The following is a 23,618-nucleotide window of genomic DNA, read 5'->3' as shown; positions in this document are numbered from 1 at the left end:
CCGCACGGTGACAACGAGCGAACGGTTCAGGAAGTGCCCGCACCCGGCACGGCGTCGCTCACCGGAGCGGCCCCGAGCCCGGCGCGCAGGTCCTGCCAAGCGGATCGGAACGCCGGCATCAGGGGCAGGGACTCGGCTTCGTCCACCGGGACCCAGCGGATCTCGTTGCTCTCGGAGTTGCCGACCCGGAACGGCACCATCGAGGCCAGCCCGAGGAGGAACGTGTCGTAGCGCCATTGCGTCAGGTCGTGCTCGTAGGTGCCCAGGACCGTGTAGTCGGACAGGTCGCCGGCCACCTCCTCGCGGAACTCGCGTACGGCCGCTTCCAGGGGCGTCTCGTCGCGGTTGCGCGCCCCGCCCGGAATACCCCAGGTTCCACCCATATGGGTCCATCCAGCACGGTGCTGCAGCAGCACGTGCCCGGCCCCCTCGGGATCGGTGGCGTGGAGCAGCAGGCCGGCCGCGCCGTAAAGGCCCCATCGGTAGGAGCCGTCGGGCAGGCGCACCCAGCCGTTACCGTCACCGTCCTGCATACGGGCAGTCCTCCTTCGCGTCCGGTGTCTCGTGCCCCGTTCTCTGCACAACGACATCCCTGGCACGATCATGCCCTGTGGTGGGGGCCGATCGGAGCGGTTCGCGGGTTCGGATCTGCGAACGGGTATCGGATATGCCATTTTGAGAGTAGTTGTATGGCCGTAAAGAGCGGACGCCCCGAGAGGGGATCCCTCGGGAAGTCCGGGCCGTCCGGGCAGAGTTTCATCGAATCGGGAGCGGGCATGGGGTGCTCATCACGCGACCGTCCGTGACACATTCGGTTCACCGCCCCTTGAAAGTGGACTGAAAGCTTCCTGTAAGAAGATCTCTCTAGTGTCGAAGGTGTTCGACGCGGACGGTGCCCGCGAGAGGACGGCTCGCGGGGTCACACCATGCGGAGTTCACCGGGCACATGCCACCCGCGGTGTTCGTGAAGGCGGAGGCACCGCGGGTGGCCACGCCATCCCGGAGACGGGGCCGATGTGATGATCGATCGACGGCGTAGAGCCACTTTGCGCATCTACGCGAGCGCTATCAGGAGAGGGGTCCGAGTGCCGAAGATGCTCACTGTCGACGAGGAGTTCGAGCGCCTTGTGGCCGACGTCCGGCCGGCCGCGAAGATGCGCCCTCTGGAGGAGCCCGAGCCCGGCAAGAGCACGCCGGAGGAGGAATCCCCGCAGGAGGAGGCCCCCTCGGAGGAGCAGTAGACCGCGAGGCCGACCACGGCTACGGGTCGCGGTCCCGAGTATCGTTTCGGAGGGGGATACTCGGGACCGCTTTTCTTGTGCGCATTTCTCCTTTGCGCCAATTCGCCTTGCTAGGCTGACCCGTTGTGGAATTCAGTGTGCTCGGCCCCATAACCGTCTGGGACGGCGGCCGCCCGGTCACAGTGGGCGGGCCGCGCCAGCGTTGTGTGCTCGGCGCGCTCCTGGTGCACCTCGGACGGGAGGTCACCTTCGACCAACTCATCGGCTACCTCTGGAGCGACGATCCGCCCCGCACCGCCCGGTCGGTCATCCAGGTGCAGATCTCCCACCTCAGGCGGCTGCTGCCGGACACCATCACCACCACGTCCGGCGGTTACGTCCTCGACGTCGACCCGGAGAGCGTCGACCTGCACCGGTTCCGCCGCCTGCGCGACCGCGCCGCCGGTGCCCCCGCGCACGAGGCCGCCCGACTGCTCGAACAATCCCTGCGGTGCTGGCGCGGCGCCCCGTTCTCCGGGGTGGGCTCGGAACACCTCGCCTACTCCGTGGTCTCCCCGCTGCTGGAGGAACGCTGGGCCGCCGTCACCGCGTGGGCCGAACACGCGCTCGCCCTCGGCCGGGCCGGCGACGTCGTCGCGCGCCTGACCCCGCTCACCCGCGGCGAACCCTTCCGCGAGCGGCTCCACCACCTGCTCATCACCGCCTTGTGGCACGACAACGACCGGGCCAAGGCGCTCACCGCCTACGAGGAGTTCCGTTCCGGTCTGGTCGAAGAACTGGGCGTGGACCCCGGCGCCGACGTCATGGACCTGCACGCGCGCATCCTGCGTGAGGAGGCGCCGACAGTCGGACGTGCGGCCCCGGACGAGCCCGCGACGGTCTCCGACACCTACGTCGTCCGCAACGACCTGCCCCGCGACCTGCCCGACTTCACCGGCCGCGAGCAGGACCTGATCCGCATGCGCGATCTCGTGGACGGCGGTGGGGACCGCGCCCAGGTCTGTGTGATCACCGGAAGCGGCGGCGAGGGCAAGACCACCACGGCCGTCCACTTCGGGCACGAGGCCGCCGAGCACTACCCCGACGGCCAGCTCTTCATCGACCTGTACGGCTACAACACCGACCGTGGACCGCTGAGCGCCTCGTCCGCGCTCGGGGCCCTGTTGAGGGCGGTGGGGGTCGCACCCGAGGCCGTGCCCGAGTCCCTGGACGAACGTTCGGCTCTGTGGCGCGCCACGATGGCGGACCGCCGGGTGATGCTGATCCTCGACAACACCTTCAACGTCGCCCAGGCGAGTCCGCTCGTGCTGTCTTCCCCCGGATCGCTGACGGTCATCACCGCGCGCAAGGACATCAGCGGGCTCAGCGGGGCCCAGTTCGTCTCCCTCGGGATGTTCGACGAGGAGTCCTCGTTGGAGCTGTTGTCCAAGGTGCTGGGGGCGTCCCGTGTGGAGGACGAACCCGACAGTGCCCGAGCCATCGCCCGCCTGTGCGGTGGCCTCCCCCTGGCCCTGCGGGTCGTGGCCGGGCGGATGCTGAGCCGCCCGCGGTGGTCGTTCGCGCACGTGGCACGCCGGCTCAGCGAACGCGACCGCCGACTGCGCGAACTCCAGGTGGAGGGACAGAGCGTCGAGTCGGCGATCGACCTCTCCTACCAGAGCCTCAACGGTGAGCAGCGGCACGCCTTCCTGATCCTGGGGATGATGATCGGCGACACCGTGGACCTCACCGGCGCCGCGGCGCTGCTCGGCACCAGCGTGGACGAGGCCGACGACATGCTCCAGGAGCTCGTCGGTATGTACCTGCTCTCCGAACCCCAGAGCGACGTCTACCGTCTGCACGACCTCATCAAGGACTTCTGCCGGATCCGGGCCGAACCGGTGCTCGGCGAGGAGACCGTCGAGAGTGCACGCCTGTCCCTGGCGCACTACTACCTCGACACCGCCCGCAGGGGTGCCGACCTGCTCGGGCCACGGGTGGCCGAGGAGTACGAAAGTTCCGCGCACCGCACCCACCGCAGCGATCTGTCCACCCGTGAGGACGCCGAGCGCTGGTTCTCCCTCCACCACGAGAACCTCGCCGACGCCATCGAGTTCTTCGCCTCCGGGGACTTCGGTGACCACGCCTGGCGCATGGCCGACCTGGTGTGGCGGTTCTACGCCTTGCGGGGGCACATGGCGCTCCTGGTGAGTTCGCACCAGCGTGCGCTGCAGGTGAGCGAGCAGCAGGGCAGCGGCCGGGGACGTGCGGTCACCCTCATCGGCCTCGGTATCGCCCACTACATCTCCGGCCGGTTCGGGGAGGCCATGGACCTGCTGTCGCAGGCGCGCGGAATCCTCGTCGGGCTCGACGACAGCATGGGGATCCTGCGTGTCAACGCGAACCTGGGCATGGTCTACGAGCGGGTCGGGCGCTTCGCGGAATCGGCCGAGGCGATCGAGGAGGCGTTGGAGCACGCGGCGGCCATCGGCAACACCGACATCGAGTCCCTGCAGTGGGGGAACCTGGCCGTGCTGCGGCAGAGCCTGGGCCAGTACGAGGAGGCCCTCCACTGCGCCGGGCAGGCCATGGAGCGCGCTTCGGGCCCGGACCTGGAGGAGACGGCCGCGCACACCCGCCGGGTGATGGGTGAGGCTCGGGCCGCGCTGGGTGACACCGAGGGGGCCTTCGCCGATCTGGGAGAGGCCCTGGAGCTGTCCACGAAGCTGTCCCTGGCCGGCAACCGGATCTACGTGCACAACTCCCTGGGCAAGGCCCACCGGCTCTCCGGGAACTGGGAGAGGTCGGTGGAGGAACACGCCGCTGCCCTGGAGCTGGCCGACGCCGTGGGCGACCACAGTGGGGACGCGGAGATCCTCACCGACCTCGGGATCACCTACGGCGCGGCCGGCCGCAACGACGAGGCGGCCCGTGCCCTGGACAAGGCACTCGCGCTGGCCGAGGAGCGGGAGGAGCAGTACATCTCGGCCAAGGCCGCGCTCGCCCTCGGCGGTCTGCCCGCGCCCGTGGTCGGCGACGAGCGGGCGTGTGCGCTGCTCACCTCGGCCGTGCGGATCCTGACCGACCTGGATCTGGCCGACGCCGAGCGTGCCCGGAGGGAGCTCGCGCGCCGTTCCCCGGGTGCCGGGGCCGCTCGCTCGTGGAGTGAGGAAACTCTGTCTTTCGAGTGAGGACCGCGGACCAGGCGGCCCTGGTTCCGGCAGACCGGATCCCCATCTGTTAATAATATTTCCAGTTCGTGGCGCCCTTTCGGCCTTCGGGTGCGCACGTACCGGTGCGGGGCGGGGCGTGCCCCTCTGAACTGCCGGGGGTGGCACTGCCTGCCCCTGCGTGTACGGAGAACGGGCAGAGCCTTGACTCTTCTATAAGGGGTCTTTACTGTTTTCCGCATCGGGTGGAAGGCGCTTTCTGGGAACGCCCGAAAAGCGCCGGGGCGACGCCGTCCGCACCGACGCGGGTGCTTGTCCGACCCCGCTTCGGCGCTCCGCCCGCCCTGGGCCGACGGGCCCGGGTCACCCCCGCTACGGCCCGAGACCCCCTCAGAGGCCGTGACCCGACGAGAAGGGCTTCGCACATGACGAACCGAGTTCTCCGCTCCTCCGCCGCGGTCGCCGGATCCACCGCGCTCATCTTCGCCCTCATGCCGGCCGGTACCGCCAGCGCGCACGGCTACGTCTCCGATCCCCCCAGCCGCCAGGCCCAGTGCGCCGCCGGTGTCGTCGACTGCGGACCGATCCAGTGGGAGCCGCAGAGCGTCGAGGGCCCCAAGGGTCTGATGAGCTGCTCCGGCGGCAACGAGATCTTCTCCGAGCTCGACGACGACAGCTACGGGTGGGACGTCACCCCGGTGGGCACCACCGCGAGCCTGGAGTGGACCATCACCGCCAACCACTCCAGCGCCGAGTGGGAGTACTTCATCGACGGCGAACTCGTCGACAGCTTCGACGACGAGGGCGCCCAGCCGCCGGACAACTTCACGCACGACGTCGACCTGTCGGGCTACAGCGGTGAGCAGACCATCCTGGCCCGCTGGAACGTCGCCGACACCGCCAACGCCTTCTACGCCTGCATCGACGTGAACGTCGGCGCCCTGTAACCCCGCCACGACGGAGGGCCGGTCCCGCGGGACCGGCCCTCCGTGCTCCTCCGAGGCCTCTCCACCCGGCCTCGACCGGTCATCGTCCTTGTCACCCCCGTGGGCGGACGTGAACATGGAACCGGGCTTCTGCGGCCCGGAGGGGAGGGGCGGCGATGGCGGACGCGGGCCATGCGAGGAAGGCCGGTCAGGACGGACCCTTCGGAAGATTCTCCGAGTTCGTCGACCGCCACCGGGTCGCCGTCTTCTACACCTTGCTCCTGGCCCTGAGCTGGTCCTACCTGTTCCTCACCATGGACGGCGGCGAGGCCCTGTCCCGAATGGCGCCGCTGGTCCTCGTCGGTCCCAGCGTGTGCGCATTCCTCGTGGTGCTCACCGCACACGGAACAGCAGGCGCGCGGGCCCTCGCATCCGGGATCCTGCGCGTGGGAGCTCCGGCCCGGGTCCACCTGATCGCCCTCGTCGGCGTACCGTCGTGTTTCCTGGTGGCCGCCTACGCCGTGGCCTTCCTCGCCTTCCCGGGCCAGGCCGCAGCGCCCTCGACGGCATCGCTGGTGAACGCGGCCGTCAACTTCGCCGCCGTCTTCGTCCTCGCGGGGCTGGGGGAGGAGTTCGGTTGGCGCGGTCTGGCCCTGCCACGGTTGCAGGAGCGGCACGGGCCGCTCGCCGCGAGCTCACTCGTAGGCCTCATGTGGTCCGCCTGGCATCTGCCCCTGGGGTTCGGGGAGCAGGGGTGGGCGTCCGGGAACATGGTCTTCTTCGTCAGCGTGACGGCGGCGGCGTTCTTCTACACGTGGTTGTTCAACCGCACCGGCGGCAGCCTCCTGGCCGTCGCGCTGCTGCACACGACGGAGAACGCGTCCGGATGGATCTACCAGGACGCGTTCTCCTTCGAGCCGCCCGGATTCCTGTTCTTCGACGCGCTCAAAGCCGGCGTGTGGGTGCTCCTGGCCGGCCTCGCCGTCGTGTTCACCCGCGGAACACTCGCCCACCGCCGAAGCCCACAGCCGTGACCGGAGCGGTGCTCGCCGGGTGCCGCGTCATCAACACGACGAGGAACGGGCTCTCCGAGCACCAGGTGGGCGAGTGGACGGCAACGGCTTGCCGTGGCTCGGGGAGCCTCTGCGCGGGCCGAGGGATGATCGTCTCCGTGCCGTCCGCGAACGGACGGGCCATTCGAACCCCCGAAGGCCCTGAAACGCAAAAATGCCCGGCAAGGAAGACCTTGCCGGGCATCTGCCTCTGTCGGGGTGGCGGGATTCGAACCCACGACCTCTTCGTCCCGAACGAAGCGCGCTACCAAGCTGCGCTACACCCCGAAGCAACACCCACGATTCTAACTGACACGGGGAGTGCTTCGCACATCGGTGCGTCCGGCCTGGTCGGGGCCCGGACACACCGGGCGGCTCAGGCCGAAGGAACGAGGTCCAGGAGCGAGGCCTCCGGGCGGCAGCAGAACCGCACGGGAGCGTACGGCGAGGTCCCCAGGCCGCCGGACACGTGCACCCAGGAGTCCTCGTACGGGTGCAGCCCCCAGGCGCGCACCCGGTCGATACCGCAGTTGGTCACGAGCGTCCCGTAGAAGGGCAGGCACAGTTGCCCGCCGTGGGTGTGCCCGGCCATCAGCAGCTGGTATCCGTCGGCGCTGAACCGGGACAGGTTCGCCGGTTCGGGTGAGTGCAGCACACCCAGGCGCACGTCCGCCTCCGGGTCGGCCGGCCCGGCCACGTCGTCGTACCGGTCGAGCTTGATGTGGGAGTCGTGTACCCCTGCGAGCGCCACCGAGACCCCGTTGGCCTCGAGCCGGCCCTTGTGGTTGTTGAGATCCAGCCAGCCCGCGGAGGTCATCGCCGAACCCAGGTCACGCCAGGGCAGGTCGGGCACGTGCCGCTTGTTGTAGTCGTGCTTGCTGGTCCGCCACAGGTACCGCGCGGGGTTCTTGAACTGCGGGGAGAACAGGTCGTTGGAGCCGTACACGAACGCACCCGGCCGGTCGAGCAACGGCCCGAGGGCGTCGACGAAGGGGCCGACGGCATCGGGGTGGGCCAGGGAATCGCCTGTGTTGATCACCACATCGGGTTCATGCGCCTCCAGGCCCCGGATCCAGTCGATGAGCATCCGCCGTCCGGGGGTCAGGTGTGCGTCCGACAGGTGCAGCACACGCAGGCGCGGGCTCCCCGGGGGCAACAGGGGCAGCTCGTAGTGGCGCAGCCGGAACCAGTTGCGCTCGATGACCGAGGCATAGACCAGCCCGGCCGCCCCGACGGCACCGGTCACGGCTGCCGCCCGCCCGATCCGGCGTGTCAGTCGTCGGCCGTCGCCCATCCGGGGTCTCCTTCGTCGTTGGTCCTGCGGCCTCCGCCGGCCGTGTGGCACCGGGCGGCAAACAGATGGTGGCCTCGTCCCGGCCACCGTAGGATCTGTGCCATGTCCGAACTCAAAGACCGCCTCAAGAACGACCTGACCACCGCCATCAAGGCGCGCGACAAGGTGCGTACGGGCACCCTGCGCATGGTCCTGGCCGCCATCTCCACGGAAGAGGCGGCGGGGTCCTCCCAACGCGACCTCGATGATGCCGAGGTCATCAAGCTGCTGACCCGTGAGGCCAAGAAGCGTCGGGAAGCGGCCGAGGCGTTCGAGAAGGGCGGACGAGCCGACCAGGCCGAGGCCGAGCGGGCCGAGAGCGAGGTCATTTCGGACTACCTGCCCAAGCAGCTTACCGATGAGGAACTGGCCGAGTTGGTCTCCTCGGCCATCGGTGAGACCGGGGCGCAGGGCCCCAAGGAGATGGGCCAGGTCATGAAGGTGGTCAATCCGCGTGTGGCCGGCCGGGCCGAGGGTTCCCGTGTGGCCGCCGAGGTCAAGCGGCAGCTCACCTCCTGACCGCACGGACGACGAACGCCCGGCACCGGAACTGGTCCGGTGCCGGGCGTTTCGTGTGTGCCCCTAGAAGTACCCCTCGCGCGGGGCCGAGGGCAGGGCGGGCTGGACCGGGTGCAGGCCGCCCGGGCCCGCCGCGGAACCGCCGCCGCTCTCGCTCAGGAACACGTTGACGGTCGCGCCCTCGGGCAGGGTCGTGCCGGGATCCGGGTTGACCGCGGCGACGGTGCCCTCGGAGTGCTCGGAGGCGACGCGGGTGCCGGAGACGTTGACCTGGTATCCGGAGTCCTCCAGGTTGGCCACGGCCGCGGACTCGTCCTGGCCGACGACGTTGGGCACACTCTGGTCGTCACTGGTCGGGCTGGCGTCCCCGTCCGGGCCGTCGCCGGAGCCGCCGCCCCCACCGGAGGTCGAGCCGAACTGCGACGGCGGCGAGGCCAGGCTCTCCTCCTCGAGGCCCTCGTGGGCGCCCTCGAAGGTCTCCTGCCAGATCGGTCCGGGGACGGTGCCGCCGTAGACCTGGCCGTAGGAGCGCCCGCCGAAGCTGACGTTGCGCAGCGGGTACTGCTGCGGGCCGCGCGGGTCGCCGACGAAGACGGAACCGGCCATCTGGGGAGTGAAACCGGCGAACCAGGCGGCCGCGGTGCCGTCGGTGGAACCGGTCTTGCCGCCGGCGGGACGGCCGATGCCGAGGCCGCTGGCGGTGCCCCCGCTCTTGAAGGTCTGCGTCAGCAGGAAGCTCACCCCATCTGCGACCTCCTCGTCGATGACCTGCTCGCACTCGGGCTCGATCTCGATCGTGGTGTCGGCCTGACGGTCCTCGATGCGGTCGATGGCCTGCGGCTCGCACAGCTGACCGCCGGAGGCGAACGTGGCATAGGCACTGGCGAGATCGATCGGGGCGACCTCCTCACTGCCGAGGGTGAAGCTGTTGTTGGCGAGGGTGTTCTCGTTCTCCGTGAACTTCGTGCCGTCGGCCCGATGGAGGCCGAGGGTCTCGGCCATCTCGATGGTCTCGCACAACCCCACGCTCGCCTGGAGCTGGGCGAAGTAGGTGTTGGAGGACTGCTGGGTCCCCGAGATCATGTTGTGGTTTCCGCCGTCGCTCTCGCCCGCGTTGCTCAGTGACCAGGGCGGCAAGGTCCCGCCGTTGCAGGAGCGTTGTCCGCTGACGGTCGTGGAACCGGGCGAGTTGTAATTCGTGCTGAAAGGTTTGCCCTGGTCGAGAGCGGCGGCGAGGGTGATCGGCTTGAACGTCGATCCGGCCTGGAAACCGGTGCTGCCGCCGCGGTCGGAACCGGTGGTGAAGTTGATGGAGGTCTCGCCGATATTGCCCTCGTCGGGCCCGAAGTTGCGGCTCTGCATCATGCCGAGCACGCGGCCGGTCCCGGGTTCGATGACGACCTGGGCAGCGACCTTGCGGGACTCGTTCTCGCGCGGGACCCACTTGTCCACGGCCTCCTGGCCGGCTTCCTGCGTCTGCGGGTCGAGGGTCGTGTGGATGTCGAGTCCGGCGGTGCGCAGCCAGCGCGCCCGCTCGGTCTCGTCGGGCCCGTAGCGTTCGTCCTTCTCGATCTCCTGCACCACGAAGTCGCAGAAGAAGGGCTGGTCGCTGGGGACACAGCCGTTGGGAGGGGTCTCCAGGTCGAGTTCGAGCTCCTCCTGCTTGGCTTCCTCGGCCTCGGCCTCGGTGATGTAACCGACCGTGGACATGCGGTCGATGACGACGTCGCGGCGATCGACACTCTGCTCGGGGAAGAAACGCGGGTTGTACAGGTAGGGGTAACGGACCAGCCCCGCGATGGTGGCGGCCTCGTGGACCTCGAGGTCGCTCGCGGGCTTCTGGAAGTAGTGCTGTGCGGCCGACTCCACGCCGTAGGCGCCGTCGCTGAAGTAGGCGATGTTGAGGTAGCCCTCGAGGATCTCGTCCTTGCTCATCCGCTGCTCCAGGGCGACCGCGTAGCGCAGTTCCCGGATCTTGCGGGCGATGGTCGTCTCGCGGGCCTCCTCGAGCTCCTCCTGAGAGGTGGCGGCTTCGATCTGCACGTTCTTGACGTACTGCTGGGTGAGGGAGGAGGCACCCTCGGTGTCGCCGCCCATGGTGCGGATGGCAGCGCGGAGCGTGCCGGAGATGTCGAGACCTCCGTGCTCGTAGAAGCTGGAGTCCTCGATGGCGAGGATCGCGTGGACCATCTCGTCCGAGATGTCGTCGAGCTCGACGAGTTCACGGTTCTGGTCGAAGACCTCGGCGACGACGTTGTCGTCGGCGTCGTAGATGGTGGAGCGCTGCGGGGGAGGCGGCGTCTCCAGGTTGCTGGGCATGTCCAGGAAGCCGACCGCGACATTGCGTGCGGTGATTCCCAGTCCGCCGACGGCCGGGAGCGCCAGTGCGGCGACCAGAAACCCGGCTATGGCACTGACGACTACCAGTTGGCTGATTCTCTGAAGCAATGTCCCCTGACCCACCCCATCAAGACTAAGTGCCCGTGCGTGCTCGAAGTGGTGTGTTCCACCCAGGAAAGGTCTGAACCACACCAAATACCCACACCGTCGCGCGCCTCGTTCCCCGAGTCCATCTTGTCACGGTCTCGGACCGGACCCCTGCTCACCGGGCTCGTCGACCGCGGTGGCCGCACTCCTGTTCACCGGTGACGGCTTGCCACGCAATGGCCCGGACGGGCCATATTCGGTTGGACGCAAAGGGGGTCGAGTGGGTTCTGTTGGCACGGGTCACGAATCCGTACGTTCGAGGCCATGGGGGTGGGTGGGCGATGCCACACCGGATATCGAACACCCCACACGACGACGGGGGCCTCGCCCTCCACTCAACCAGAGTGCGGACACCTCTTGGACCCCGCGAGCACGACGATTGGGGAGTGCGGGCAAATGCGGACCGACCAATGGATCACCCGGGCCCTGTGCCGTGACCTCGACCCGGACACGCTGTTCGTCAGCGGAGCCGCGCAGAACACGGCCAAGCTCGTCTGCCGGGGTTGTCCGGTACGGATCGAGTGCCTCACCGACGCCCTCGAACACCGGGTCGAGTTCGGTGTCTGGGGCGGGATGACCGAGCGGGAGCGCCGAGCCCTCCTGCGCAAGCACCCCGAGGTGGACGACTGGGGCGACCTCCTGGAACAGGCCGACCGGCAGGGCGAGGACCCAGCACGTTACGCCGCGGCCCAGTACTGATCCGCGTCCTGGCCCCCGGCCCCCGCTGCGGACCCGAGCGCCGCGGTGCCTCCCCGGCGTGGTCCCGAACCTCACTGCGAGCCGTCGGCCGCGGTCACCCCGTCCCGTCGGCCGGACCCTCGCCGGAGGGTCCCGCACCCGCCAGACGGTCCCCGACCCGGCGCAGTCCCGTGAGGCCGTGCACGTCACCGGCCAGAGCAGCCACTTCCGAGACCCGCACGCACGGATGCGCGGTGAGCAGCCGCTCGCGCAGCAGCAGTTCCCGCCCGCGCGTGCGAGCACGCGCGGCGTGCAACCGCAACGCCGCCTCGGCCACCGGATGCTCCCCGGTCCCGGCCAGGGTCTGCGCGGCCCGCTCCGCCTCCTCGGGGCCCAGCCGTGCGGCCGGGCCGTCCGGAAGGGGATGGGTCCGGTTGAGTACCAGACCCGCAAGCGGCATACCGTCCGAGGCCAGGCGACGCACGAAGAACGCGGCCTCACGCATCGCGTCGGGTTCGGGCGCGGCCACCACCACGAAGGCCGTCCCCGGGTCCTGCAGCAGCCGGTAGGTACGTTCGGCGCGTTCCTGGAACCCGCCGAACACCGCCTCGAACGCCGAGGTGAACGAGCGCAGATCGTTCAGGAACTGCGCTCCCACGAGCTTGCCGACCATCGACGTCACCATGCCCACACCGGCCCCCAGGAACCGCAGCGGCCCCGAACCCGCCGGCGCGGTCAGGAACCGCATGAGCTTTCCGTCCAGGAACCGTCCCAACCGCTCGGGGGCGTCCAGGAAGTCCAGAGCCGACCGGCTGGGCGGGGTGTCGACCACGATGAGGTCCCACTCACCGGACTCACGCAGCTGCCCGAGCCGCTCCATGGCCATGTACTCCTGGGTTCCCGAGAAACTCGTCGACAGGGTCTCGTAGAACGGGTTGTCCATGATCTGACGCGCCCGATCCGGATCGGCGTGCTCCTCCACGACCTGGTCGAACGTGCGCTTCATGTCGAGCATCATGGCGTGCAGCCCGCCCGGGGTGCCCTCGGGCAGCGGCACCCGGCACGGTGTGTTGCCGAGGGACCCCAACCCCATGGACTGCGCCAGCCGACGGGCCGGGTCGACGGTGATGACCACGGCCCGTCGTCCGCGTTCGGCCGCGCGCAACCCCAACGCCGCCGCGGTGGTGGTCTTGCCGACCCCGCCCGCCCCGCAACAGACCACGACGCGGCGTGCGGGGTCGTCCAGGAGCGCGTCCACGTCCATGGGACCGGTCCCGTCCGCGGGGTTCAACGGCCCACCCCCTGTTCGGTCAGCGCGCGGGCCAGGCGCTGGACGGCCTCCTCGCCGGTGGCGTGTTCCAGGCGGGGCAGTTCCAGAACCGGGGGCCCCAGGGAGGCCAACCCGTCCCGGACCCCGGCCTCGAGACCGGTACGGACGGCGTGGGTGTGCAGTTCGCCCTCGAGCCCGGCGGCCAGGCCCTCGGGGTCGGGCAGGTCCGCGGCGGTCAGCCCGGCGGCCAGAGCCCCGCGGTCCAGGGTGTTCGTGCGGGCCGCCTCGAGCCCGGCCGTGTCGAGGAGCTCCGGCCGCACCATGTTGACCAGTACCGCGCCCGCGTTCAGGCCGAGGGAGGAGATTCCGTCGAGGCCGTCACGGGTCTCCTGCGCGGGCATCTCCTCCAGGAGGGTCACGAAGTGCACCCGGGTGCACTCCGACCGGATGATCCCGGCGGCCTGCTCCGCGTGGTCGTGGACCGGCCCGACCTTGGCCAACCCGGCGACCTCCGCATTGACATCGAGGAAGCGAGCGATCCGGCCCGTGGGAGGGGCGTCCATCACCACGGCGTCGTAGGCGAACGGGGCCCCGGACGGCGCGGAGGAGGGGTGGCCGCGGTGACCCTTGCGGCGCCGTACCGCCTCGGTGGCCTTCCCGGTGAGCAGCACGTCGCGCAGCCCGGGAGCGACCGTGGTGGCGAAGTCCACCGCGCCCAGGCGGCTCAGCGCCCGACCGGCCCGGCGCATGCCGTGGAAGAGCTCCAGGTACTCCTTGAGCGCGGCCTCGGGGTCGGCCGCCAGCACCGACACGGTGCCGCCTCCCGGGGCCGACAGCATCGGGCGTTCCTCGTAGGGCAGGGGGGACCGCTCGAGCAGCGATGCCACACCCTGGCGCCCCTCGACCTCCACGAGCAGGACCCGGCCGCCGCCGGAGGCCAGCGCGGCCGCGAGCGCGGCGGCCGCCGTGGTCTTCCCCGTGCCGCCCTTGCCGGTGACGACGTGCAGGCGTGCGCCGGCGCACGTGTGCCAGGATCCGGATGCTCGGTGCTCAGGCTCGCTCACCCCATGAAGTCTATGCGGGGGCCGCCGGGGCAGGGCGGATCGGGCCCGTGCGACGGCGCGCGACCGGCCTCGGGAAAGTAGGGTGAGCGGCGTCGAGAAGCGGTCCGAGGGACCGCCCGGAGAACCGATGGGGGAAGCCGTATGACCAAGTGGGAGTACCAGACCGTGGCGCTGCTGTCGCACGCCACCAAGCAGATCCTGGACAACTGGGGCCAGGACGGCTGGGAGCTCGTCTCCGTCGTCCCTGCCCCCCTGCCGGAGGGCACCGATCCCCGCAACCAGCAGTACGTCGCCTACATGAAGCGGGAAGTCTGATGGCCACGCCCGAGGAGCGCCTCGCCGAGCTCGGGATGGTCCTGCCCGAGCTCACCGCTCCCGTCGCGGCCTATGTGCCCACGGTGCGCACCGGGGACCACGTGTACGTGTCGGGCCAGCTCCCCTTCGTCGAGGGCGAGCTGCCCGCCACCGGCAAGGTCGGTGCCGAGGTCGACCCGGAGACCGCGCAGGAACTGGCCGCCCGGTGCGCACTCAACGGCATCGCCGCGGTGCGTGCCGAGCTGGGCGACCTCGCCCGTGTGACCCGGGTCGTCAAACTCGTCGGTTTCGTGGCGAGCAGCCCGGACTTCACCGGTCAGCCCGGTGTGATCAACGGTGCGAGCGAACTGGTCGGCAAGGTCTTCGGCGACGCGGGTGTGCACGCGCGCAGCGCCGTCGGTGTGGCCGCCCTGCCGCTGGACGCCCCGGTCGAGGTTGAGATGATCGTCGAGGCCCGCTGAGCGGTTTCTCCACGTATGAGTGCCTCGGGCCCGGCGCGACTTTTCGATCAGAAGGAGGAAGCGTCGATGCCCGAGGACCATGGCGTCGCCCCGGCCCGTCCCGCCGCTACCGTCATGCTGCTGCGCCCGTCGGCGGCGGGCGCGGCGGCCGGCGGCATGGAGGTCCTGCTCATGCGCAGGGTCGAGTCCATGGGCTTCGCCCCGGGGGCCTTCGTGTTCCCCGGGGGCGGGGTGGACGGGCGCGACGCGGACGGGAACCTGCCCTGGACCGGTCCCGGCCCCGCCGAGTGGGCCGAACGACTCGGAACCGACGTGCCCATGGCCCGGGCCCTGGTATGCGCCGCTGTGCGCGAGACCTTCGAGGAGACCGGTGTCCTGTTGGCCAGTGAACCCGAGCGTGCCGGCGGGGACGCCATCACCGTCGACACCACGACAGCGGACTGGGAACGCGACCGCCTCGGGCTGATCGACCGGTCCCGGTCCTTCACCGAGGTCCTGGCCCGGCGCGGCCTGGTGCTGCGTTCCGAGTGGTTGCGCGCCTGGGCCCGGTGGATCACCCCCGAGGCCGAGAAGCGCCGCTACGACACCTTCTTCTTCGTCGCCGAGCTCCCACCCGGTCAGGAACCCCGCGACGTGGGCGGGGAAGCCGACCTGACCCAGTGGTGCGACCCCGCCGCGGTCCAGGACGAGTGGGCGGCCGGGCGCATGCCGATGTTGCCGCCGACCATCGCCAGCTGCGCCGAGGTCGCCGAGCGGGGAACCCTCGACGGGGTGTGGGAAGCCCGACGGGATATCGTCCCCATCGAGCCGGAAATCCGGGAGAAGGACGGAAAAGTCTGGGCCGTCCTGCCCAGCGGCGTCGAGTTCGCCCTCGGGTAGACCCTCCGGCCGCGGCCGGGTCCCGCCGGCCCGGGTGAGCGAAGCGAGGTGTGATGAGGATCGACGGTTCCGGCACGCTACGGGCCGGTTGTGTGCTGTGCCCGAACCCGGGTCCGATGACACTCGACGGGACCAACACCTGGGTCCTGAGGGCACCCGGGTCCCTCGGAGCCGTCGTCGTCGACCCCGGGCCCGACGACGAGCGACACCTCGAACGTGTGGCCCGCACCGTCCAGGAGCAGGGTGCCCGGATCATGGCCGGGTTGCTCACCCATCGCCACCCCGATCACGCCGACGGTGCTCCCTACCTGTCGGAGTTGACCGGAGCGCCCGTCCACGCGGTCGATCCGGACGTGCGCGTGGCCGGGGAGGGCCTGCGGGACGGTCAGAGGCTCACTGTGGAAGGACTGGAGCTCGGGGTGGTGGCCACGCCCGGGCACACCGACGACTCCGTCTGCTTCCTCCTGGAGGCCGACGGGGCCCTCCTGACGGGCGACACCGTCCTGGGCCACGGCACGACCGTCATCGACGGCGACGACGGCCTCGCCCCGTACATGCGGTCGTTGTACCGGTTGCGCGACCTCGTGGAGGAGCACGGCGTGCGTGCGCTGCTGCCAGGCCACGGCCCGGTCCTCAACGCGCCTGCGCAAGCGCTGCAGCACTACATCGACCACCGTGAGTCGCGCTTGGAGCAGGTGCGGGAAGCGGTGGACGCGGGTGCGTCCACCGTCGAGGAAGTCGCCGCACGCGTCTACCCGGACGTGTCCGAGGAGATCAGGTTCGCGGCCCTGGCGTCGGTGCGGGCCCAGATCCGGTACCTGGCCACGCTCGGCGAGCTGCCCGGGGGCGCCGGGGACTGACCCGGGCTTGGCAAGCCCCGAACAGGGCCGAGGGCCCCGAACCCCCGGGACGCGCACCGCGTCCCGGCGGCTCGGGGCCCTCGGTTCCGTTCTGCGGCCCTTCGCGGCCGCTCTAGCGGGCGCGGCGGCGCATGCGCTCGACGTCCATCAGCACGACGGCCTTGGCCTCGATACGCAGCCAGCCACGGAGCGCGAACTCGGCCAGTGCCTTGTTGACCGTCTCGCGGGAGGCGCCGACCAGCTGGGCGAGCTCCTCCTGCGTCAGGTCGTGGTGCACGTGGAGGCCGTCCTCACCCTCCTTGCCGAACTTGTCGGCCAGCTCCAGAAGGGCCTTGGCCACACGGCCGGGGACGTCGGTGAAGACCAGGTCGGCCATGACGTCGTTGGTCCGGCGCAGACGGGCAGCCAGTGCCTTGAGCAGCTGGAGCGACACGTGCGGGCGGCTGGAGAGGAAGGGGCGCAGGTCGTCGTGGCCCAGACCGGCCAGTACCGCGTCGGTGACGGCGACGGCGCTCGCTGTGCGCGGTCGCGGGTCGAACAGGGAGAGCTCACCGAACATCTCACTGGGGCCGAGCACGCCGAGAAGATTCTCCCGGCCGTCCACGGCCGTGCGGGTCAGTTTCACCTTTCCGCTGAGGATCACGTACAGGCGGTCGCCCTCGTCGCCCTCGTTGAAGAGGGTCTGGCCGCGGCCCAGACGGACCTCGCTCACGGAGGAGCGGAGTGCTGCCGCGTCCTCTTCGTCCAGCGCCTCGAACAGAGGGGCCTTCCGCAGCACCTCGTTGACTTCGTCCACCACACGTCCTCCTAAAACCTGACCGTCAACAGTGTGACGTATATCGCACCCGGGTGTGAAACCAGGCCGTTACCTCGGCTTGTCCGCCGGGAGACAACGTGCCCACAACAGCCGACGTCAGCCCATGTGATCCTAGTCGTAAATCGGCCTGTTTCAGGGCTGTCCGCGCCGTGCCACCGGACATTGGCCACATGATCCCGGACGCCGAGCGGCTCGTTGTCCGGAACCACCTCGCGGGACCGTACGCGGGACCGCAGCGTGCACCGGGCGTCTACCCTGTGGCGATGCCTCGTGACACGACCTCGGAGACGGTCACCCCCACCGGTGAGAGCCGCCTGGCGTTGGTGCGCCGCGCACGCAAGATGTACCGCGAGCTCAGCGAGCTCCACCCGGACGCCCACGCCGAGCTGAACTTCACCACGCCATTGGAGCTGCTGGTCGCCACGATCCTGTCTGCTCAGTGCACCGACAAGCGCGTCAACCAGACCACCCCGGCCCTCTTCGCCCGTTACCCCGATGCCGAGGCCTATGCCTCGGCCCGGCGTGAGGAGCTGGAGGAGATGATCCGTCCGACCGGTTTCTTCCGGGCCAAGACCAACAACCTCATCGGGCTCGGCCAGGAGCTGTGCGAGCGGCACGGCGGCGAGGTTCCGGGAAACCTCGCAGACCTGGTCAAACTACCCGGTGTAGGACGTAAGACCGCAAATGTACTGCTCGGTAACGCCTTCGATGTGCCAGGGATCACGGTCGACACCCATTTCGGGCGTCTGGCCCGCCGTTTCGGTTGGACCAATGAGACGGATCCGGTCAGGGTCGAGCACGCCGTCGGCGCACTGTTCCCCAAGCGCGACTGGACGATGCTGTCACACCGTGTGGTCTGGCACGGGCGCCGGGTCTGCCACGCCCGCAAACCCGCCTGCGGCGCGTGTGTGCTGGCGCCGCTGTGCCCCTCCTTCGGGGAGGGCCCTACCGACGAGGCCACCGCCACCAAGCTCCTGAAGATGCGCTCCTTCGCCTGAAGGGCGGGGCAGGAGTTGTCCACAGGATTCCGGCCGGGCCGGGAAGCACACGGCCGTGGTTTGTACTCTGTTGACAGTCCACACAACGGCGCGACACCCCCCGGAACAGGTCCCAGCATGAACCCGACCCCGCTCTGGATGGCCGCGCTCGCGGACTCCGCCCAGACCATGACGGTTCCCAAGCAGATGCGTCCCCCCGCCACCGGCGGCCGTGACTCGGCCGTCCTCATCCTCTTCGGAGAGGGCCCCGCCGGGCCCGATCTGCTGTTCATCCAGCGCAACGCCGGTCTGCGCCGACACGCGGGCCAGCCCGCCTTCCCCGGCGGGCGTGTCGAGGTCACCGACGCCTCCCGGGAGGCGGCCGCACTGCGTGAGGCCCAGGAGGAGACCGGTCTGATTCCGACGGGGGTCGACGTCGTGGGACGCCTCCCCGAGCTCTACCTGAGGTTCAGCGATTTCCGTGTCGCCCCCTTCCTGGGCTGGTGGCGCGAGCCGTCCGAGGTGCGCCCCACCGACACCGGCGAGGTCGACGCCGTCTCCCGGGTGCCCGTAGCCGACCTGGCCGCCCCCGACAACCGCGTCGTGGTCCGCTACGGGGACGGGCCCCGGTGGGGTCCGGGCTTCCGCGTCGACGGCATGCTCGTGTGGGGTTTCACCGGAGCGATCGTCGACCGGCTCCTGGCCCTCGGCGGGTGGGAACTTCCTTGGCGCAGGGAGGGTCTCACCGATGTGTTCGAAGTGACCCCGCAAGGTCTCCGGCCGGTCGGCTGACGCTCACGTTTGGAGGGCACTGTGCTCGACCTGGTCCTGGTCGTCCTGCTCCTGCTGTTCGCCATCACCGGCTACAGGCAGGGGTTCATCGTCGGGGTGTTCAGTTTCGCCGGATTCATCGGCGGGGGGATCCTCGCCGCTCTGACCGCGCCCGACCTCATCCAGGGGTGGCTCGAGGCCCCCGGCCAACAGGCCCTGCTCGCCATAGCCGTGGTCTTCCTGGCCGCGGCGCTCGGCCAGTTCTTGTCCTCGTACCTGGGCACCCTCGTACGCAACCAGGTCACCTGGGACTCCGCCCGGGTCCTGGACGCCATCGGCGGTGCACTGGTCAGCGGACTGTCGGTGCTGCTGGTGGCCTGGTTCATCGGCAGTACCGTCGCGAACTCTGCACTGCCGATGGTCGCCCAACAGGTCAAGGACTCACGTGTCCTGCAGTCGGTGGACTCCCTCATGCCCGAGTCCGCCCACCAGGGCTTCTCCGAGTTCCGCAGCATCGTCGACCAGAGTGCCTTCCCACAGGTCTTCAGCGGCCTCGGCACCGGCGAACTCGCCGAGGTGGAGCCGCCCGACCCGGACGTGCTCACCACCCCCGAGCTCATCGACTCCAGCCGCAGCGTCGTCAAGGTCCTCGGCACCGCGCCCTCCTGCCAGCGCAGGGTCGAGGGCACCGGGTTCGCCTACGGCGACGACCGCATCATGACCAACGCCCACGTCGTTGCCGGTGTCACCGACGACATGCGCGTGGTCACCCGCGACGGACACCAGCTCGACGCCACCCTGGTGCTCTTCGACGCCGAGCAGGACCTCGCGGTGCTGCAGGTGCCCGGCCTCGACCTGGAGCCCCTGGAATTCGACCACGAAGTCGGACAGGGCGCCGACGCCGTCGTGGCCGGGTTCCCCCGCAACAGTGGCTTCACGGCCGTTCCAGCGCGTATCAGGGCTCAACAGACGGCTCAAGGGCCGGACTTCTACCACCAGACCCAGGTGAGCAGGGAGATCTACCAGGTGCGTGCGGTCGTGCGCCCGGGCAACTCGGGCGGGCCGCTCCTGGGGCCCGACGGCAGCGTCTACGGGGTGGTCTTCGCGGCCGCCACGAACGAGGACGAGACCGGCTATGTGCTCACCGCGGACGAGGTCGCGGACAACGCCCGCGAGGGCCTCGAGAACGACACCGAGGTGACGTCGGAACGCTGCGACTGACCCACCGGTCCCCGGCACCGACGGGCGTCGGCGGTTCGGCCCCGCGACGACGAAGGGGCGCCCCTCCCGATCGGGAGAGGCGCCCCTTCGTACGTCGTCGTTCGGCCCTAGTTCGCACCCGGTTCCGGAGAGGGGTCCGGGAGCACGGGCCAGCTCATGCGTACGACCGTGCCGTCGTCGTTGGGGTCGATCTTGACCTCGTCGGCCAAGCCCGTGATGACCGCGAGACCCAGACCGGGCGAGAATCCGGAGATCCCGCCGGGAGGGGTGTCGTCGCCGTCGAGGAACAACCCGTCGATGGCCGGCGGCTCGGCCGATTCCTCGTTCCCCTTCGCGGGGGCACAGTCGGTGACGACGACCTCGAAGCGCCGTGTGGTGATGCCGTTGGCACGCAGGAGTTTCTCAGCGGTGCCGTCACCGGTCTCCGAGGACGTGTCGGGTCCGCTGCTGTCGATCAGTTGGAGCAGGATCGGCTGTGTGGGGCAGTGGACCTTGTGTGCGGCCACCGCCCGGGAACACGCCTCTCCGACCGCCAGCCTGATCTCGTCGATCGCGGAGGCGGCGATACCGGCCCGGCGGGCGACCGTCGCGGCCATGAGCCGCGCCGTCCGTACGTGGGCCGGGAGCGCGCTGATCGTGAGCGTGATGGTTGCCATCGCTCGCTCGGGGCTACTTCGACGAACGCTTGTCGATGGCTTCCTGGACCGTGTTGTGGATACCGAAGACCTTGGTCAGGCCGGTGATCCGGAAAATCTTGAGGATGCGCTCCTGCGTGCACACCAGGTCCAGTGTCCCGTCGTGCGCACGGACACGCTTCAGCCCGCCCACGAGCACACCGAGGCCGGTCGAATCCAGGAACTCCACTTTCTCCATGTTCACCACGAGGTGGAAGTTGCCCTTGTTGACCAGGTCGATCAGCAGCTCGCGGAGCCGGGGCGCGGTATAGACATCGATCTCACCCTCAACGACGACGATCTCGGTGTCGCCCTCGGTGTAATGATCAAGCTTCAAGTCCACTAGTCCTCCAGCGCCGAACCGCGAATTCATCGCGAATGATCTCTGCCGGGCGTTACCCCACCAGCACGCATTCAACCACGGGTGCCAGGTGAGTCTTCCTGTGATGCACAGGAAAACCGTGACACCGCGCCATCTTCCCCCGGGTGTCACACTGAAACCGATGTCCACCAGTGCCCCACCCTCGTTCGGGGCCTCGTGGGCCGGGAACGAGATCCGGTGAGGAGGTTCTCGCGTGGAACGGTCGGAGCCCGTGCTCCCCGGGGTGTGGCGTGACGATACCCGGTACCCGCAGGTCACCCACATCGAGCGGGTGGCCCGGAGCGAGGGGGAGAGCGGGGACTGGCCGGATTGGGTGGCCCCGCCCCTGGTCGAACGCCTGGTGGCCCGGGGGATCACAGAACCGTGGTCCCATCAGGTCACCGCCGCAGACCTGGCCCGCTCCGGCCGTGATGTGATCATAGCCACGGGTACTGCTTCGGGAAAGTCACTCTCGTTCGTCATGCCCGCTGTGGAGGCGATCGACGCGGGCGGGACCGTACTTTATCTCTCGCCGACCAAAGCGCTCGCACATGACCAGTTGCGCTGGATATCGGACCTGGAGCTCCCGGAGGTCAGGGCAGCCGTATATGACGGTGACACCCCCGCCGAGGACCGCCGATGGGTCCGCGAGCACGCCACCTACGTACTCACCAACCCCGACATGCTCCACCACGGGATGCTGCCCCGGCACGGGGCCTGGTCGCGCTTCCTGCGGCGACTGAAGTACGTGGTCGTCGACGAGGCCCACCACTACCGGGGGGTGTTCGGCTCCCACGTCGCGCTGATCCTGCGCCGGCTCCGGCGGATCTGTGCGCGCTACCGGTCCGAACCCACGTTCGTGCTGGCCTCGGCGACCTCGGGCAGCCCGGCCGAGAGCGCCTCGCGGCTGACCGGGGCCGAGGTCACCGCCGTGACCGAGGACGGTTCCCCGCGACCGGCGATGTCGGTGGCGCTGGTGGAACCGGAACTGACCGACCTGGTCGGCGAGAACGGGGCGCCGATCCGGCGGACCGCGCCCTCCCAGGCGGCCGAGATGCTCGCCGACCTGGTACACGAGGGGATGCGCACGCTGGTGTTCGTGCGCTCGCGGCAGGGCGCCGAGGTGGTCGCCCTCGGAGCGCAACGCATCCTGCACGACCGCGGCGAACCCGGCCTGGCCGAGCGGGTGGCCGCCTACCGCGGCGGGTACCTGGCCACCGAGCGGCGTGAACTCGAGAATGCCCTGCGTACCGGATCGCTGCTCGGGCTGGCCAGCACCAACGCCCTCGAACTGGGGGTGGACATCAGCGGACTCGACGCGGTGCTCATCACCGGCTGGCCCGGGACCCGGGCGTCACTGTGGCAACAGGCGGGACGCGCCGGACGCGGCGGCGACGACGCTCTGGCTGCCTTCATCGCTCGCGACGACCCTCTGGACACGTACCTCGCCCACCACCCGACGGCGATTTTCGGCCAACCGGTGGAGGCTACGGTCCTGGATCCGGAAAACCCGCACATCCTCGGTCCCCACCTGTGCGCGGCCGCTCAGGAGATCCCGATCACCCGGTCGGACTTCCCTCTCTTCGGACCGAACACCGAGGAGCGGCTCGACGCACTCGTCCGCGAGAGAATGTTGCGGCGGCGGCCGCGCGGCTGGTTCTGGACGAGCCATGAACGCGCCAGTGACCTCGCTGATATCCGTGGTTCCGGTGGGAACCGGATCCAGATCGTCGACACCGCGAGCGGTCGGCTGCTCGGTGAGATCGACGAGGCGGCGTCCCACGGGACCGTGCACCCGGGCGCGGTCTACCTCCACCAGGGAGAGACCTACCTCGTCGACGACCTCGACCTCGACGAGGGGGTGGCGCTCGTGCACGCCGAGGATCCGCCCTACAGCACCTGGGCGCGGGACACCACCGACATCACCGTGCGCCGGACCCTGCGCAGCCGGACCTGGCCCAGTGGCGCCGTCGTGCACTTCGGCGAGGTCCATGTGGTGCAGCAGGTCGTCGGGTACTTGAAACGGGACGTGCGCACCGGGTCCGTTCTCGGGGAGCAACCGTTGGATCTGCCCGAACGCGTCCTCGACACCCGCGCCGTGTGGTGGACCCTGCCCGCGGACGCCGAACAACGGCTGCGGGGGCAGGACGTACCGCTCTTGGGTTCCGCGCACGCCGCCGAGCACGCGGCCATCGGTCTGCTGCCGCTTCTGGCGACCTGTGACCGTTGGGACATCGGTGGTGTGTCCACTTCCGTGCACGGGGACACCGGGAAGCCGACCGTGTTCGTCTACGACGGGTACGAGGGCGGCGCAGGTTTCGCCGAGCGCGGTTACACCGCTGCCCGGGAGTGGCTGGTCGCCACGCGCGGTGCCATCGCCGACTGCGAGTGCGAGCAGGGCTGTCCCTCGTGCATCCAGTCGCCCAAGTGCGGAAACGGGAACGAGCCCTTGGACAAGGCCGGAGCCCTGCGGTTGCTCGACGCGGTGATCGGGGAGGACGGCGGACGTTCACAGGCGGTGGACGATTCCTGAGGCGTTTCGGGCCTCCGGTATCTCCTGTGC

The 23,618-nt window shown here is 69.8% G+C and carries 22 protein-coding genes and 1 tRNA gene; 14 read left to right on the top strand and 9 right to left on the bottom strand.

What is annotated here, in order from left to right:
* Positions 1–26 precede the first annotated feature (26 nt).
* Positions 27–533 (bottom strand): NUDIX hydrolase, encoded by a 507-nt coding sequence (locus D473_RS0120710; protein WP_017610957.1) that lies wholly within the window; start codon positions 531–533, stop codon positions 27–29.
* Between the two features lie 561 nt (positions 534–1,094).
* Between D473_RS0120710 and D473_RS27760 the strand changes: the two genes are divergently transcribed.
* The 4 genes from D473_RS27760 to D473_RS26160 all read left to right on the top strand — a co-directional run bounded on the left by D473_RS27760 (position 1,095) and on the right by D473_RS26160 (position 6,350).
* Positions 1,095–1,241 carry a hypothetical protein gene (locus D473_RS27760; protein WP_193373309.1) on the top strand — a complete coding sequence of 49 codons (147 nt, stop codon included), beginning with the start codon at positions 1,095–1,097 and terminating at the stop codon, positions 1,239–1,241.
* A gap of 137 nt (positions 1,242–1,378) precedes the next feature.
* A complete protein-coding gene (locus D473_RS0120700; RefSeq protein WP_241474843.1) occupies positions 1,379–4,411 on the top strand; it encodes a BTAD domain-containing putative transcriptional regulator in 3,033 nt (1,010 codons plus the stop codon).
* 404 nt (positions 4,412–4,815) lie between these two features.
* Positions 4,816–5,337, top strand: coding sequence for a lytic polysaccharide monooxygenase auxiliary activity family 9 protein (locus D473_RS0120695; RefSeq protein ID WP_017610954.1), 522 nt, complete (start codon positions 4,816–4,818; stop codon positions 5,335–5,337).
* 155 nt (positions 5,338–5,492) lie between these two features.
* Positions 5,493–6,350, top strand: coding sequence for a CPBP family intramembrane glutamic endopeptidase (locus D473_RS26160; protein WP_017610953.1), 858 nt, complete (start codon positions 5,493–5,495; stop codon positions 6,348–6,350).
* A 232-nt stretch (positions 6,351–6,582) separates the two neighbouring features.
* Here the strand turns inward: D473_RS26160 and D473_RS0120685 are convergent.
* Positions 6,583–6,656: transfer RNA gene (locus tag D473_RS0120685), tRNA-Pro, on the bottom strand.
* 88 nt (positions 6,657–6,744) lie between these two features.
* Positions 6,745–7,662 carry a metallophosphoesterase gene (locus D473_RS0120680; protein ID WP_017610952.1) on the bottom strand — a complete coding sequence of 306 codons (918 nt, stop codon included), beginning with the start codon at positions 7,660–7,662 and terminating at the stop codon, positions 6,745–6,747.
* A 102-nt stretch (positions 7,663–7,764) separates the two neighbouring features.
* On the opposite strand from D473_RS0120680, the gene D473_RS0120675 reads away from it, so the two are divergent.
* A complete protein-coding gene (locus D473_RS0120675; RefSeq protein ID WP_017610951.1) occupies positions 7,765–8,220 on the top strand; it encodes a GatB/YqeY domain-containing protein in 456 nt (151 codons plus the stop codon).
* Between the two features lie 63 nt (positions 8,221–8,283).
* On the opposite strand, the gene D473_RS0120670 is transcribed toward D473_RS0120675, so the two are convergent.
* The gene (locus D473_RS0120670; protein ID WP_017610950.1) at positions 8,284–10,668 is read right to left on the bottom strand and encodes a transglycosylase domain-containing protein; all 2,385 of its coding nucleotides are present in this window, start codon (positions 10,666–10,668) and stop codon (positions 8,284–8,286) included.
* A gap of 435 nt (positions 10,669–11,103) precedes the next feature.
* On the opposite strand from D473_RS0120670, the gene D473_RS0120665 reads away from it, so the two are divergent.
* Complete coding sequence (locus D473_RS0120665; protein ID WP_017610949.1) at positions 11,104–11,406, top strand: WhiB family transcriptional regulator; 303 nt, start codon at positions 11,104–11,106, stop codon at positions 11,404–11,406.
* Between the two features lie 94 nt (positions 11,407–11,500).
* On the opposite strand, the gene D473_RS0120660 is transcribed toward D473_RS0120665, so the two are convergent.
* Both D473_RS0120660 and D473_RS0120655 read right to left on the bottom strand, forming a co-directional pair.
* Positions 11,501–12,649: an ArsA family ATPase gene (locus tag D473_RS0120660; RefSeq protein ID WP_193373308.1), complete on the bottom strand. Its 1,149-nt coding sequence runs from the start codon at positions 12,647–12,649 to the stop codon at positions 11,501–11,503.
* 23 nt (positions 12,650–12,672) lie between these two features.
* Positions 12,673–13,719, bottom strand: a complete 1,047-nt coding sequence (locus tag D473_RS0120655; RefSeq protein ID WP_017610947.1) for an ArsA-related P-loop ATPase — start codon at positions 13,717–13,719, stop codon at positions 12,673–12,675.
* Positions 13,720–13,860: 141 nt separating this feature from the next.
* On the opposite strand from D473_RS0120655, the gene D473_RS26805 reads away from it, so the two are divergent.
* The 4 genes from D473_RS26805 to D473_RS0120635 all read left to right on the top strand — a co-directional run bounded on the left by D473_RS26805 (position 13,861) and on the right by D473_RS0120635 (position 16,234).
* Positions 13,861–14,034: a DUF4177 domain-containing protein gene (locus tag D473_RS26805; protein ID WP_017610946.1), complete on the top strand. Its 174-nt coding sequence runs from the start codon at positions 13,861–13,863 to the stop codon at positions 14,032–14,034.
* Complete coding sequence (locus D473_RS0120645; RefSeq protein ID WP_017610945.1) at positions 14,034–14,495, top strand: RidA family protein; 462 nt, start codon at positions 14,034–14,036, stop codon at positions 14,493–14,495. The genes D473_RS26805 and D473_RS0120645 overlap by 1 nt, the downstream gene beginning before the upstream one ends.
* Positions 14,496–14,561: 66 nt before the next feature.
* Complete coding sequence (locus D473_RS0120640; RefSeq protein ID WP_017610944.1) at positions 14,562–15,374, top strand: NUDIX hydrolase; 813 nt, start codon at positions 14,562–14,564, stop codon at positions 15,372–15,374.
* A 53-nt stretch (positions 15,375–15,427) separates the two neighbouring features.
* On the top strand, positions 15,428–16,234 hold the full coding sequence (locus D473_RS0120635) for an MBL fold metallo-hydrolase (protein ID WP_017610943.1): 807 nt from the start codon (positions 15,428–15,430) through the stop codon (positions 16,232–16,234).
* Positions 16,235–16,346: 112 nt separating this feature from the next.
* Here the strand turns inward: D473_RS0120635 and D473_RS0120630 are convergent, their stop codons facing one another.
* Positions 16,347–17,033: a Crp/Fnr family transcriptional regulator gene (locus tag D473_RS0120630; protein WP_017578423.1), complete on the bottom strand. Its 687-nt coding sequence runs from the start codon at positions 17,031–17,033 to the stop codon at positions 16,347–16,349.
* A gap of 281 nt (positions 17,034–17,314) precedes the next feature.
* Between D473_RS0120630 and nth the strand changes: the two genes are divergently transcribed.
* The 3 genes from nth to D473_RS0120615 all read left to right on the top strand — a co-directional run bounded on the left by nth (position 17,315) and on the right by D473_RS0120615 (position 20,020).
* The gene (nth, locus tag D473_RS0120625; protein ID WP_026127153.1) at positions 17,315–18,049 is read left to right on the top strand and encodes an endonuclease III; all 735 of its coding nucleotides are present in this window, start codon (positions 17,315–17,317) and stop codon (positions 18,047–18,049) included.
* 117 nt (positions 18,050–18,166) lie between these two features.
* Positions 18,167–18,820 (top strand): NUDIX hydrolase, encoded by a 654-nt coding sequence (locus D473_RS0120620; RefSeq protein ID WP_017610941.1) that lies wholly within the window; start codon positions 18,167–18,169, stop codon positions 18,818–18,820.
* 21 nt (positions 18,821–18,841) lie between these two features.
* Positions 18,842–20,020: a MarP family serine protease gene (locus tag D473_RS0120615; RefSeq protein WP_017610940.1), complete on the top strand. Its 1,179-nt coding sequence runs from the start codon at positions 18,842–18,844 to the stop codon at positions 20,018–20,020.
* A 107-nt stretch (positions 20,021–20,127) separates the two neighbouring features.
* Here D473_RS0120615 and D473_RS0120610 read toward each other — a convergent pair whose 3' ends face one another.
* Entirely contained in the window at positions 20,128–20,676 is a 549-nt protein-coding gene (locus D473_RS0120610; protein WP_017610939.1) for an ATP-binding protein, read from the bottom strand.
* A gap of 13 nt (positions 20,677–20,689) precedes the next feature.
* Complete coding sequence (locus D473_RS0120605) at positions 20,690–21,037, bottom strand: STAS domain-containing protein (protein ID WP_017610938.1); 348 nt, start codon at positions 21,035–21,037, stop codon at positions 20,690–20,692.
* 232 nt (positions 21,038–21,269) lie between these two features.
* On the opposite strand from D473_RS0120605, the gene D473_RS0120600 reads away from it, so the two are divergent.
* The gene (locus D473_RS0120600; RefSeq protein WP_017610937.1) at positions 21,270–23,588 is read left to right on the top strand and encodes a DEAD/DEAH box helicase; all 2,319 of its coding nucleotides are present in this window, start codon (positions 21,270–21,272) and stop codon (positions 23,586–23,588) included.
* The last annotated feature ends 30 nt before the right edge of the window (positions 23,589–23,618 follow it).

This window comes from Nocardiopsis xinjiangensis YIM 90004, assembly GCF_000341145.1.
GTDB lineage: Bacteria > Actinomycetota > Actinomycetes > Streptosporangiales > Streptosporangiaceae > Nocardiopsis > Nocardiopsis xinjiangensis.
This window is presented reverse-complemented; position numbering and strand designations above follow the sequence as displayed.